Here is a 12,240-nt window from a genome sequence, read left to right as displayed (position 1 = left end):
CATACGATAAATCACGAGCAATGTCTTGTCTTACCTGCTGCGGATTGGTCCCGAAATTTGGCTGTAGGGCTGCTTGGGCATTTTGAGCCTGCTGCGGCGTCCCCATCATGCCGCGTCTCATTGATGATCCATCTTGCATGCTGCTGCCTGCCATCATTCCACTTGCTCCACTCTGCATTGCCTGCTGGCCGAATTGGCCTTGGTTCATTGATTGTGTCATTTGGAGTCCTCCTTTATTAGAATTGAAACGTTTTTAGAATGTCCGAAAACTTGAAGGATATTAATTGTCGTTTATTTTTTAAAGAAAATTTTGATGTTCCTTGATCTTTACGATTTAATTTGTTTTATGTTTCCAACAAACGTTTCGCGATGACTTTTATTTATATTTCCGCACCAATACTCCAAAATTTTAAAGCAAACGATAAATTTATAAATGAACATGCTGAATAAAAACACATAGTATTAGAAAGTATAACTCGAGTGACATGTTGTTTCCTCTCTTGAAGGTCTGCCTTTCACTAAGGCAGACTGTTCCTTTTGTGATCTCCATTCCTTTGTTTGGTTTACTAACGATATAAACATTACAAGAAAATGACAAATGTTTATGCATAATGATAAACACTATTCAAAATACAGGGCACTAGTGTAAAAAACACATTATTCTGTAGAATTTTCATTGGACAATTAAATGGAGTCAGTCCCCCACCACTGTAATGCTTTAACACAGCGGGGGACTGACCCCTTTATACTTTTTCCAATGCCTATAAAGAATAGGGTTGCATTTAGTATGTAGAGAAGGACACACGGGAAAGAATGGACAAGGTGCTTGATTAAATCCCTATCTGGCTGCCCCCTTCCCGAATTATATAATTAAGGATAATCATTCAATTCATGAAATGAGAAGTTTTTGTTTATATTCACTTGGTTTAAGGAGGTTATGAAGTACATGAACCTTCCTTTAGCGAAGAAATATTAGGAAAAGGTGTTACTGTTTCCTGAGCAATCGATATCTTCCAGCAATACCGGAGTCTCAGGCAAATATAGCTTAATAAAAAAACCTCCGCAAAAAATGCAGAGGTTACCCGCCTATATAAGACATCTCGATTTTATCCTGTCCTTTGTTCTTGCCTTCTGCCCTTTCATCCGAGTAACGGTCCCGTCGATGATTCCAAATGGAGGCGATTTGCTCGGTGACCTCGTTGTCATCCAGATCGGATCGGAGCAGCGCTTTAATATCATGTCCGTTTCCGTTGAATAAGCAGGTATAAATTTCACCCTTGGCGGATATACGGGCGCGCGTACAGCTGCCGCAGAAGGATTCCGAAACAGAAGTAATAAACCCGACCTGGGTGTCGGTTCCTTTGTAGCGATACCTTTTGGCAACTTCCCCATAATAATCCGGGTCTGCCGGTTCCAGTTGAAATTCAGAGGAGAGCATTTCCAAAATCTCTTTTTTGGTAACGACATGATCCATCTTCCACCCATTCGTGTGGCCGACATCCATGAATTCAATATACCTCAGCTGCAGCCCCTCTTCCTTGCAGAATCGGGCCATCGGCAAAATCTCTGATTCATTCAGGCCTTTTTTAACGACCATGTTCACTTTGACTCCGAGGCCCGCATCCCTTGCAGCCAATATGCCTTCAATCACAGGTCCGGTACCGACATTTCTTCCGTTAATCTGTTTAAAAAGATCATCGTTCATGCTGTCAAGGCTGACATTTACCCGATGAAGCCCGGCCTCTTTCAATTCAACGGCATATCTTTTCAAAAAAACACCGTTCGTCGTCAAGCCGATATCATGGATTCCTTCTATCTTTGAAAGATTACGGATCAGATGAGGAAGATTCTTCCGAAGCAGCGGCTCGCCGCCGGTTATCCTCAACTTTTCTACCCCAAGACTCGCAAAAATCTTCGAGACTCTTTCTATTTCTTCATAGGATAAAAGCTCGCTTTTCGGGAGAAATTTAAAGCTTTCATTGAAAATCTCGGCAGGCATGCAATACTGGCATCTAAAATTACAGCGATCTATAACAGAAATCCGTAAATCTCTTAAGGGTCTATCCAAAGCATCGTTGACTTTGTTGATGTTCATTTTTTCACTCCCTTAGGATCAGTATTGATCGTTTGACAAAACATATCAAAATAACCACATTTAGTGATTTTAACATGTTTTATATCGTTTTGATACTGTTACACTTCAGCATCCCTTCAAATACTCCTTCCCTTTATTCACAAGTTTGGAAACCTTGTTCATCCTTCATGGTCGTATTTTTATAAAAACAGTGAATTTCATCACCTTTTCATCAATTGTTCAAGAAAAATTACAAATATAGCCTTATAATTTAATCTTCCCTTACAAGGTTATTCTATATAATTGGAAATATCCAATGGTTTCGTTTTTTTACTTAAAAGACAGTGCAAATGTGAATAATTTTTTCATATCCCAAAGCAACAAGTTTCATAATACAGGGGGGATGGGATCATGCTTGTTAAACAAACTCATTCTGTTAAGATAACCGAATTATATAAGATTCCCGATAAATCGCACCATGGCAGAAAAAGATAATTCACTTGTTTCCGTTACCTTATCGCTCAATTAAAAAAGGAATCAATCCTTTCAGTCAGTAAAGGAAAGTTTATCCTCCATAACCTTCAATTCAAAAAAATGCGATCAGCTGTGAAAATTGTCCCGGCGTGCTCTGCAGCATTAAATAAAAAAACTCGCCGGCTGGCGAGTCTTTTGCATATTTACCGCTTATTTGATTCCCAGTGCAATTTTTGCATATCGGGACATGCGGTCCTTCGACCATGGCGGATTCCACACGATATTTACTTCCGTTTCCTTCACTTCCGGGATATCCTCAAGCGCCGTTTTGACCTGGTCGACAATCGTTCCTGCCAACGGGCATCCCATTGCCGTCAATGTCATAGTGACGGTTGTAAGGCCTTCATCATCCATTTCCACATCATACACAAGGCCCAGATTTACGATATCAATCCCGAGTTCCGGGTCAATTACCTGTTCAAGAGCACCCATAAGATTTTCTTTTAGGTCCTGATCCATCCTTATCACTCCTTAATAGTTGTGAGATAAGAAATTATAAGGCTTTCTTATCTGCTAAATAGAACACAGACAGTGCCACGTCCGTGCCTGCACACACGCTGTGCCCCTGGCTATGCCTCTGCCATTTCTTTCACAAAGGCTAGCCAATCGGTCGGCGGATTTTCTAATGTTTCCTATATCATAACAGATAGGCAAAGATGGATTAAGCATTTTGCCCGGCCGGTGCCAAATGCGTCCCAAACCATTCCACTGTTTTTAAAACGCCTTCCCTGCTTACCTTATGCTCGGCCCTTTCATCCAACATAAAGAGTAGCTTTTCATTAGAATGTTTGTAATCAGGCAGCAATGCTTCATACAACTCCCAGGCATTCCGGTATGGTACGACTCTGTCTTTTGCTCCGTGCCAGAACATGAGCGGACGTCCTGCCAATTTCTCCTGTTGAAGGCTTAAATCATATTTAGCAAGGCGGCTCATTGTCTTTTCTATTTCTTGATCGGATAAGTTGATGTCGATTCCATGTTTTTTTAGCGTTTGGATTTGTAATTTGGCATACGACACATAAGCAGGATTCCCCATTAAGCTGACCCCTGTGCCGATCCAATCATATGCGGCAAGCGCGCCCAATGTGACGATTCCACCCATGGAGGTACCTGCCAATCCGATTTTATCAGGCATAATTACATTTCTATCGGTAAAATTATTTTTAATTAGATCGACTTCTTTGATGCTCCCCAAAACGATTTTCCAAAAGTTCCCCATTAGTTTTTGTTGATCATGGCCCTTTGATCGTTCCCCATGGTACGGGGCATCAGGAAGGACTACACGAAAGCCCTTCTCAGCCATAAGATAGGCATAATGCAAATTATGTTCCTTAGCGCTGTTGAAACCATGAATGAAAATAATCAGGGGAAGTTCTGTATCCCATATCTCCCGTTTCGCCAAATGAAGGACGGGTATATCTTGTATACGCTCGTTTTCTATTATTACCAAAGCCCTGCCTCCTGAACTTTTTAAAAAATCTTATAGTTGTACTATACAACTTAAGGGAATAGAATGAAAAAGATTTAATTTTGTGTTAAAAACAGGGTAACATTAAAGGAATATAATAAAAGAAAAGCGAAAATTTAGGAAACAGCGATCTAAATAACTAAATGAAGGTGACTATATGAGAGAAAAACATTTAATCTGCCTGGATCTTGATGGAACCTTGCTAACGGATGAAAAGCAAATTTCCCCGCGTTCAAAGGCAATTTTAACGCGATTGAAAAACGAAGGCCATGAAGTGATGATCGCTACCGGCCGTCCGTACCGGTCCAGTGAAATTTATTATCATGAACTCAGTTTAAAGACACCTATCGTAAACTTTAATGGCGCTTTTGTACATCACCCGCGTAATAACAGCTGGGGAGTATTCCATACGCCATTGGATATTTCCGTTGCGAAAGAAATCGTTGAGGCCTGTGACAAATTTCGATACCACAATATTATTGCAGAGGTCCGGGATGATATATACTTCCATTACCATGATGAAAAACTGATCGACATCTTTAAAATGGGCAATCCGAGGGTAACTACCGGAGATTTACGGGACTTCCTTGAGGATTCCCCTACAAGCATGCTTATCCATACAGATGAACAATATGTAGCCCAAATCCGCAGGCATCTCTCGGATGTTCATGCCGAGGTAATCGACCACCGCCGCTGGGCAGATCCATTCCATGTTATCGAAATAGTTAAATCAGGATTGAACAAAGCGGTTGGCATCAAGAGGGTTGCGGCCTCCCTTGGTATCCCAAGGGAGCGGATAATCGCATTCGGCGATGAGGATAATGATTTAGAAATGCTGGATTATGCCGGTACCGGCGTAGCAATGGGAAATGCGATTTCCCAATTAAAAAATGTCGCGAATACCACCACGTTAACTAACCAGGAAGATGGAATCGCCGTATTCCTAGAGGAAAAGTTCAATATCAAGACAGCTTAGGAGCGGTGAAGGACAAAATCCATGATTAGCTAAGTAAACTGTCCTTCATCGGAAATATGAGGGACAAAGTCCGGAAATCAACCAAGGGAAATATCCTTGCTCGGAGATATGATGGACAAAATTCGGAATCAATCAAGGAAAAATTCCTTCATTTAATAACGGCTGCGAACTTCCATAAATTTAAACTTTTAAATCCTTTTGAAAATGGCATGATAATAGTGACGCAGTTCGCTGCGCCACAAGCTTCTCATGCGGAGGGGATAAGAATGGGCAAAAGCAGTAAATCGCGACGGTTTGTACAACACGGAAGAGATTCTGTAACAAGGCATGCCGAACGGATCCCATATCGTTCCACATACGCTGAAGCGGAAACCCGGAAGCTTCAAACCATGTCAGAACAAAGCTATGGTGGCTTCTAATGGGCAATAAATTATTTCAACAAGCGAGAACAGCCGTGAAGAACGTATTACATGCAAACAACAAGGCCGAAACAGAGGATAAGGTCTCGATCGCCAAAAACGCGCTTTCCTCAGCGTATGCCAATTCGACTCCTGCTGAGCAAGAACAGTTACGCGAATTCCAGCAACAGCTTGAAGATGAAAATGTAAGATAAACGAAAGCCTCCTATCTCTTTTGAGAAGGAGGCTTTTAAATTTGCCATTGTATGTGTATTAGTCGTTATTGTTGTTTCTTGAACGCGCATTGCCGCCCTTTTCCCCGATTTCTTCATAGAATTCGCGGTCATGGTTTTCGGAAGTGGCTTCGCCGCCTTTTCGGCCTATTTCCTGGTAGAATTCTTTATCATGGTTTTCGGAAGTGGTTTCGCCGCCCTTTTTTCCAATCTCCTGGTAGAAATCCTTATCATGGTTCTCGGCAGTGGCTTCGCCACCTTTTCGGCCTATTTCCTGGTAAAATTCCTTATCATGGTTCTCGGCGGTCGCTTCGCCGCCTTTTCGGCCTATTTCCTGGTAAAAATCTTTATCGTGATTCTTTGCAGTCGCCTCTCCGCCCATACGTCCTGCTTCTTCCCTGCTCATTTTGTTATCGTCGTTATTTCTAGCCACTTGCAATCACTCCTCTAAAGATTTTTTTGTACTTGCTGTACAATACAGGAATAGCCGTTTTGAACGTGCGTTAAACAATTATTTTTAAATTTCTAAAAAATGTAAAATTTCTGTAATACACCTATGCTATTTTAATCTTTTCTGAAAAAGCCAAATATCGCGGATGTCTCAATGATGTTGGTAAAAGCCTTAGGATCTACCTCCCGGATCGTCCGTTCCAGATCATATAGTTCATACCTTGTGATGACAATCATCAACAAATCTTTACTCTCGTTGGTGAAGGCTCCTTTTGCCGGAAGCATTGTAATGCCGCGGACCAATTTGCCATGTATCGCTTCTTTCAGTTCTTTGCTTTTTTTGGTGATGATCATGGCAGTCAATTTTTCATGGCGGGTATGAATGGCATCTATAACACGGGTTGATGTGTAAAGTGTTACCAGCGTGTATAATGCTTTTTCCCATCCATAAAGGCTGCCTGCGGTGACGATGATCACTGCATTCAGTATAAAAAAATATGTACCTACGGGCCTGTCCTTCATCCGGGAAAGCAGCATGGCGATAATATCCATGCCTCCTGTGGACGCACCGTACTTTAGTGTTATCCCCACGCCTACAGCTGCAATTACCCCTCCGAAAACTGCATTTAGCAAAATATCAGGGGAAACATGCTTGATTGGGATAATCTCAAGGAATAGGGACATAAGCACCACACTTAGAAAACTGTAAAACGTAAAGGATTTCCCAACCTTTTTCCATGCCAGGATGGTAACCGGAACATTTAATAAAAACAGTAAAATCCCTGTTGAAATATTTATTGGCGTATAAGTGCCGAACAATCGTGAAAGCAATTGTGCCGCACCGGTAAACCCGCTGGCATAGATACCTGCGGGAATTAAAAATAAATTCATCGCAATCCCGTTCAAAAATGCCCCAATAATAACCACTATGATTTTTTTTACCTCTGCCATATACATCTTTGTCCCTCCTAAAAACACATATGAATAGTATCCTTTTACCCTGGCGCTGTTATTCTATTCACAAATTCCCTATCACGTTTCTTCGTCTGAATTGATTGTAATTTTCCAATGAAATGCTACACTGTTTATATAAAATACAAGAAAAATTTTGCCAAGAAAGCTGGTGGATAAATGACTGTACAGATCATTGCAGATAGTGCCTGCGACCTGCCATTGTCATTTTATAAAGAGAATAATGTCACCTTGGTTCCTTTACAGGTGCTTTTAGAGGGTAACACATACGAAGATTTGGAAACGATCGCACCAAAGGAAGTATACGACGCGATGAGGGAAGGCAAATCCCCGACAACTTCCCAGGTTTCACCGGAAAGATTCCTGAAGGTTTTCACTGCCCTGGCCCAGGAAAAGAAACAAGCAGTGTATATCGCATTTTCTTCCGAATTGTCAGGTACATACCAAACAGCGGTGATGGTCCGAAACCAGGTAAAAGAAGAGTATCCGGACGCCGACATTGAAGTGATCGACGCGAAATGCGCTTCTGTCGGCTATGGCCTTGTGGTTTATAAGGCCGCCCATCTGGCAAATGCCGGAGCCTCAAAGGAATCTATCCTTGATGATGTTTCTTTCCGGGCCAAACATATGGAACATCTTTTCACGGTCGATAACCTCGAATATCTTGCAAGGGGAGGCCGGGTATCGAAAGCATCCGCTTTTTTCGGCGGCCTGCTGAATATTAAGCCCCTGCTGCATGTAGAGGAGGGTAAATTAATACCTGTTGAAAAAATACGCGGCAAGAAGAAATTATTGAAACGAGTGCTTGAGCTGATGCATGAACGCGGTGTCGATGTACAGGCCCAAACCGTGGGAATAAGCCATGGAGATGACGAGGAGACGGCACTTGAATGGAAACAAGCCATCCAGGATGAATTTGGCACAACCGAATTTGTCATCAATACCATAGGCTCTGCCATTGGAGCGCATGTTGGCCCGGGAACCATGGCCGTCTATTTCTTAAACGGACTTCCGCCACGCAAATAATACATACTCCCCCTCCTTCAAACGAACACTATAAGGGCATTATAAATGAAGGGAGCGGAGTATATGCCTAACACAAAGGATGACGATAAATTGCCTAGAGATAATCAGGCGCTGAATGAACAAAAAAACATTCTCCATGAAAAAAACAGGCAGGCGGGAAGATTTTCATATTCCAAAAAAACAGACCATAAATAGCAGGGATTCTCCCCTGCTATTTTTTCATTTTCTGCGGTGGTTGCATCAGTTGTCATTCCGATAGTGTTTAACTATAATTAAAGAAAGGATAAAAAGCGTACTTGGAGGTAGAGCATGGCAAAAGAAAGTTCATTTGATATTGTCTCACAGGTTGATTTTTCGGAAGTCACGAATGCCGTGACCATGGCACTTAAAGAAATCAAAACCCGCTATGACTTCAAGGGCAGCAAAAGTGACATCACCCTTGACAAAGAGGAGCTCGTATTAGTGTCCGATGACGAATTTAAGCTGGACCAGTTGAAAGATGTACTACTAAGCAAGCTTGTGAAGCGTGGTGTTCCCATCAAAAACCTAGATTACGGGAAAATTGAAGGCGCTTCAGGCGGGACCGTCCGCCAGCGCGCCAAGCTTATCCAAGGCATAGATAAAGAGCAGGCAAAGAAAATCAACACCATCATCAAGAATTCAGGCTTGAAGGTGAAAAGCCAGGTCCAGGACGACCAGATCAGGGTAACCGGCAAAAGTCGAGACGATCTCCAGGGCATCATTTCTGCGATTCGCGGTGCGGATTTGCAGATCGATGTTCAATTTATTAACTACAGATAATATCAAAAAAAGCTGCAGCTAGCCTACGCAGCTTTTTTGTTTCCCTTCTTACAGCCTTCTGGTTAACCCCTGCATGCAATGTGTTATTTTTTTCCATGTTTTCTCCTGCCATATCAATGGAATAAGTAAAAAGAAAATAGCCATTGGAGGGATTTATTTTGAGCAGTGAGGAAAAAATTAAACAAACATTTCCGCCACAGCACCAGGAACGCCAACCTGGAGTCGAAACGGAAATGGACCCTAATCCAGAGTCCGTCAAATCGGATTATAAAGGAAGCGGCAAATTAAAAGGAAAAACGGCTATCATTACCGGAGGGGACAGCGGAATCGGGAAATCCGTGGCCATTTATTACGCGAAAGAAGGGGCGAACGTTGCGGTAGTGTACCTGGACGAGCACGATGATGCTAGTGCCACCAAGGAACTGATCGAACAGACTGGCCAAAGATGCCTTCTACTTCCCGGTGATATAGGTGATGAGGCTTTTTGCAAGGATGTTGTCGAGAAAACGGTGGGTGAATTCGGTTCGGTGGATATCCTGGTTAACAATGCCGGTGAGCAGCATCCGCAAAAGAGCCTTCTGGATATTTCGGCAGAACAGCTTGAAAGAACCTTCAAAACGAATATTTTTGCGATGTTCCACCTTACCAAAGCGGTACTCCCGCATTTGAAAAAAGGCAGCAGCATCATCAATACCGCTTCTATTACAGCCTACCAGGGGCACCCGGAGCTTATTGATTATTCAGCTACAAAAGGCGCCATTGTCTCGTTTACCAGGGCGCTGTCCAATTCTGTTTCAAAGGAAGGGATACGAGTCAATGGCGTTGCACCGGGACCAATTTGGACACCGCTTATCCCTTCCACTTTCACCGAGGACCAGGTAGCCAAATTCGGAAGCGACACTCCAATGGGACGGGCAGGCCAGCCGGAAGAGCTTGCACCCGCATATGTCTTCCTGGGAAGCGATGATTCATCCTATATCAGCGGCCAAATGATCCATGTCAATGGCGGCAAAGTGGTCAATGGATAGTTATTTTGCAGATAGGGAAATAAAAAATAGATGAAGCGCAACAAACTGCTTCATCTATTTTTTATGGCAGAAACCGGCAATTATGTTTTATGCCCTATTCCGCCGGGCCCTTTTCCAAATTAAGATAATGAAAACCGCAAACGCTGTATAGACAGCCCCCATAATCACCAAATACGGGACATTTAACCCTGATTTATCAGCAAGCGCATACACTTCGGCAATTTCACGGTCAAGAACGATCGTATATTTGTCACCCTTGCTCCGTACTAAGTCTCCTGTAAGCAATCCTCTTAACTCTTTGCCTTCTTCTATTATGCCCTTGTCCAGGGTTACCGTTTGGGTCTTGGAAGTGTTGTTAATCGCTATGAACACCGTTTCATCCCCATACGTCCGCTGGAAAATTGCCATGCCTCCTTTTTCATAAAGAAGCCGGGAATTGCCTTTAGACAACGAAGGCAGCTGTTTGCGAAGTTCTCCAAGCTTGGTTATATAATCAATTAGCTCCTTCTCCGCCTTAAATGCCATTAATTGGTGATTATCAGGCACCTCGCCGCCGTTCATGGCAATTTCAGAGCCATAATATACAACCGGCATGCCAGGGACGGTGTACAGGTACGACAATGCCATTTTCCATCGCGTGCCCGGATGCTGTTTCTTCGCAACGGCTTCATTGGTAAAGCGGGACATTTCATGATTATCTAAAAAGTTACCCATGTTCATGGAGGATCCGCTTTTTTCAAAGGCGGGAAAAACATCTTCAAGGGATGTATCAGTCCCGCTGAAAGCTGTCCGTAATTGCCGGGCTTTTTTATAATCCATGAATGCGTCTATTCCGTTTTTCTTAAGTTCTTCTATTGCCTTTGGGTCATTCTCTGGTATCTGTCCCGCCAAGAAGAAATCCTGTTTCTCCTCTTTCACGGCCCTTGAAAAATCGCTCCAAAAGTCCATTGGAGCCTTCTGAAGGCTGCCGAGGCTAAAGCCGTCAATTCCTGTCTCACGTACCCACCATTTAGCTGCGTCAAGCAAATATCCCCTTGTTTCCGGGTTACCCAGATTCAATTCCGGCAAATTCTCTGACCATGAAGCCTCCTGCTCCACATTGTCATTTTCGCTATCACTTGTCCCTTTTTCCAGGAACCAGTCCTGTTTGCCAGAATCCTTTAGCCAAGGATGGTTTGGCCCGACATGATTCACGGGAAATTCCGCCAGTATTTTCATATCCCGTTTATGTGCTTCCTTGACCAGCTTTTTAAAGTCTTCCATCGTTCCGAAATGTTCTTCAGTCTTATAATAATCCCGAATCCAATATCCATGATAGCCGCGGTCTTCATTATCAAATACCGGACTAAGCGAAATCGCTGTAAAACCCATATCTTTTATGTAATCAAGCTGTTCTTGAATCCCCCTGAAATCCCCACCATTGTATGCCTTGGGGTCGTTTACGTCGATATCCTTTGCATTCTTTTCATTTCCATCATTAAACCGGTCCACCATCAAAGAATAAATCAATTCGTCTTGCCATGTTCGCTCTTCTTTTTCAACCGCGCCTGCTTTAACGCCGTATAAAAAAAGAAACGGAATCAAAACGAGTGGCAGCACTCTTTTTCCCATACCTGCTCCCCCTATTATGCTTCTCTACGACTATAAGATTAGCTTTTTGTCCCCTTGCCGTCAAACATGAATGTGAAAACGGAGGGCCCAGGACCGATAAAATCGTAGATTCAGACAGGTTTATTAATTTTTCACTCTAAAAGAATGGTTGTGATACCATTAGCGCAAACCTAAATTTCATTATGCAATCTGTTTACAATATTTGAAGGAAAATCATATTTTGAAATCAGGGAGCTTTAGAATTTTAAAAAATGCAAGCTATCATGCTGGCCACTATTTTTGCAGTCGTATTTTCTTTATTTTTTAAACAATTGTTGTCGATTTTCACAAGCAATTCCGGGATTAGCATTTTGGTCTGGCTCCCCGTGATCCGTGAACCTGGCCGAGCTTTTAACTTAGCCATTATCAATTCCATTAGGGCGGCCGGCGATGTTCGCTTCCAATCTTAATCTGAGTTCTGTCGATGTGGGGAATCAGTGTGACACGGCGTATCAACTTGGAATTAAATGCGGCCTAGGGCTGACCCGAATTTGGATTGCCTTTGCTGCGACTGCGAATGGTTCCGTGGGCTTTCCATACTTTGGAGATAGAGGACACGCATCTGGATGAAGAAAGGATTTGTAACCGCCAGTCAAGGTTAAATAAAGGAAAAGAAAAGGCGCAACAGTT

Annotated in this window: 15 protein-coding genes; 7 read left to right on the top strand and 8 right to left on the bottom strand. The window is 42.8% G+C overall.

Annotated features, from left to right (window positions below):
• The 4 genes from D0466_RS16480 to D0466_RS16465 all read right to left on the bottom strand — a co-directional run.
• On the bottom strand, positions 1-220 hold a 220-nt coding region (locus D0466_RS16480), incomplete at its 3' end, for a hypothetical protein (RefSeq protein WP_142919940.1).
• 858 nt (positions 221-1,078) lie between these two features.
• Entirely contained in the window at positions 1,079-2,095 is a 1,017-nt protein-coding gene (moaA, locus tag D0466_RS16475; protein WP_117323629.1) for a GTP 3',8-cyclase MoaA, read from the bottom strand.
• 663 nt (positions 2,096-2,758) lie between these two features.
• Positions 2,759-3,067: a metal-sulfur cluster assembly factor gene (locus D0466_RS16470; RefSeq protein WP_117323628.1), complete on the bottom strand. Its 309-nt coding sequence runs from the start codon at positions 3,065-3,067 to the stop codon at positions 2,759-2,761.
• Between the two features lie 202 nt (positions 3,068-3,269).
• Positions 3,270-4,058: a prolyl oligopeptidase family serine peptidase gene (locus tag D0466_RS16465; RefSeq protein ID WP_117323627.1), complete on the bottom strand. Its 789-nt coding sequence runs from the start codon at positions 4,056-4,058 to the stop codon at positions 3,270-3,272.
• 175 nt (positions 4,059-4,233) lie between these two features.
• On the opposite strand from D0466_RS16465, the gene D0466_RS16460 reads away from it, so the two are divergent.
• The 3 genes from D0466_RS16460 to D0466_RS16450 all read left to right on the top strand — a co-directional run bounded on the left by D0466_RS16460 (position 4,234) and on the right by D0466_RS16450 (position 5,665).
• The gene (locus D0466_RS16460; RefSeq protein ID WP_117323626.1) at positions 4,234-5,052 is read left to right on the top strand and encodes a Cof-type HAD-IIB family hydrolase; all 819 of its coding nucleotides are present in this window, start codon (positions 4,234-4,236) and stop codon (positions 5,050-5,052) included.
• A gap of 266 nt (positions 5,053-5,318) precedes the next feature.
• Entirely contained in the window at positions 5,319-5,471 is a 153-nt protein-coding gene (locus D0466_RS22605) for a hypothetical protein (protein WP_199484578.1), read from the top strand.
• Entirely contained in the window at positions 5,471-5,665 is a 195-nt protein-coding gene (locus D0466_RS16450; protein WP_117323624.1) for a DUF3813 domain-containing protein, read from the top strand. Before D0466_RS22605 ends, D0466_RS16450 begins: the two co-directional genes overlap by 1 nt.
• A gap of 58 nt (positions 5,666-5,723) precedes the next feature.
• Here D0466_RS16450 and gsiB read toward each other — a convergent pair whose 3' ends face one another.
• Together gsiB and D0466_RS16440 are read right to left on the bottom strand one after the other, a co-directional pair.
• On the bottom strand, positions 5,724-6,089 hold the full coding sequence (gene gsiB, locus D0466_RS16445) for a glucose starvation-inducible protein GsiB (protein WP_117323648.1): 366 nt from the start codon (positions 6,087-6,089) through the stop codon (positions 5,724-5,726).
• 158 nt (positions 6,090-6,247) lie between these two features.
• Positions 6,248-7,090 (bottom strand): YitT family protein, encoded by an 843-nt coding sequence (locus D0466_RS16440; RefSeq protein WP_117323623.1) that lies wholly within the window; start codon positions 7,088-7,090, stop codon positions 6,248-6,250.
• Positions 7,091-7,264: 174 nt separating this feature from the next.
• Here D0466_RS16440 and D0466_RS16435 point away from each other — a divergent pair, with 174 nt between their 5' ends.
• The 4 genes from D0466_RS16435 (at position 7,265) to D0466_RS16420 (ending at position 9,960) form a co-directional block, all read left to right on the top strand.
• Positions 7,265-8,131, top strand: a complete 867-nt coding sequence (locus D0466_RS16435; RefSeq protein ID WP_117323622.1) for a DegV family protein — start codon at positions 7,265-7,267, stop codon at positions 8,129-8,131.
• Between the two features lie 63 nt (positions 8,132-8,194).
• A complete protein-coding gene (locus D0466_RS16430) occupies positions 8,195-8,326 on the top strand; it encodes a DUF3941 domain-containing protein (protein WP_117323621.1) in 132 nt (43 codons plus the stop codon).
• 114 nt (positions 8,327-8,440) lie between these two features.
• Complete coding sequence (locus D0466_RS16425; RefSeq protein ID WP_117323620.1) at positions 8,441-8,932, top strand: YajQ family cyclic di-GMP-binding protein; 492 nt, start codon at positions 8,441-8,443, stop codon at positions 8,930-8,932.
• 158 nt (positions 8,933-9,090) lie between these two features.
• Complete coding sequence (locus tag D0466_RS16420) at positions 9,091-9,960, top strand: SDR family oxidoreductase (protein WP_117323619.1); 870 nt, start codon at positions 9,091-9,093, stop codon at positions 9,958-9,960.
• 87 nt (positions 9,961-10,047) lie between these two features.
• Here the strand turns inward: D0466_RS16420 and D0466_RS16415 are convergent, their stop codons facing one another.
• Complete coding sequence (locus D0466_RS16415) at positions 10,048-11,571, bottom strand: alpha-amylase family glycosyl hydrolase (protein WP_117323618.1); 1,524 nt, start codon at positions 11,569-11,571, stop codon at positions 10,048-10,050.
• 244 nt (positions 11,572-11,815) lie between these two features.
• Positions 11,816-11,974 carry a hypothetical protein gene (locus D0466_RS22285; RefSeq protein WP_158555927.1) on the bottom strand — a complete coding sequence of 53 codons (159 nt, stop codon included), beginning with the start codon at positions 11,972-11,974 and terminating at the stop codon, positions 11,816-11,818.
• Between the last annotated feature and the right edge of the window lie 266 nt (positions 11,975-12,240).

Origin of the sequence: Peribacillus glennii, from assembly GCF_003429105.1 — a bacterium.
GTDB classification, from domain to species: domain Bacteria; phylum Bacillota; class Bacilli; order Bacillales; family DSM-1321; genus Peribacillus; species Peribacillus glennii.
The sequence above is the reverse complement of the archived record's forward strand: the minus strand, read 5'-3'. Positions and strand labels throughout refer to the sequence as shown.

Bases quoted from the DNA above. Each gene is read 5' to 3' on its own strand.
- moaA (WP_117323629.1), bottom strand. From the start codon at position 2,095: ATGAACATCAACAAAGTCAACGATGCTTTGGATAGACCCTTAAGAGAT.
- D0466_RS16470 (WP_117323628.1), bottom strand. From the start codon at position 3,067: ATGGATCAGGACCTAAAAGAAAATCTTATGGGTGCTCTTGAACAGGTA.
- D0466_RS16460 (WP_117323626.1), top strand. From the start codon at position 4,234: ATGAGAGAAAAACATTTAATCTGCCTGGATCTTGATGGAACCTTGCTA.
- D0466_RS22605 (WP_199484578.1), top strand. From the start codon at position 5,319: ATGGGCAAAAGCAGTAAATCGCGACGGTTTGTACAACACGGAAGAGAT.
- D0466_RS16450 (WP_117323624.1), top strand. From the start codon at position 5,471: ATGGGCAATAAATTATTTCAACAAGCGAGAACAGCCGTGAAGAACGTA.
- gsiB (WP_117323648.1), bottom strand. From the start codon at position 6,089: ATGAGCAGGGAAGAAGCAGGACGTATGGGCGGAGAGGCGACTGCAAAG.
- D0466_RS16440 (WP_117323623.1), bottom strand. From the start codon at position 7,090: ATGTATATGGCAGAGGTAAAAAAAATCATAGTGGTTATTATTGGGGCA.
- D0466_RS16435 (WP_117323622.1), top strand. From the start codon at position 7,265: ATGACTGTACAGATCATTGCAGATAGTGCCTGCGACCTGCCATTGTCA.
- D0466_RS16430 (WP_117323621.1), top strand. From the start codon at position 8,195: ATGCCTAACACAAAGGATGACGATAAATTGCCTAGAGATAATCAGGCG.
- D0466_RS16425 (WP_117323620.1), top strand. From the start codon at position 8,441: ATGGCAAAAGAAAGTTCATTTGATATTGTCTCACAGGTTGATTTTTCG.
- D0466_RS16415 (WP_117323618.1), bottom strand. From the start codon at position 11,571: ATGGGAAAAAGAGTGCTGCCACTCGTTTTGATTCCGTTTCTTTTTTTA.
- D0466_RS22285 (WP_158555927.1), bottom strand. From the start codon at position 11,974: ATGGCTAAGTTAAAAGCTCGGCCAGGTTCACGGATCACGGGGAGCCAG.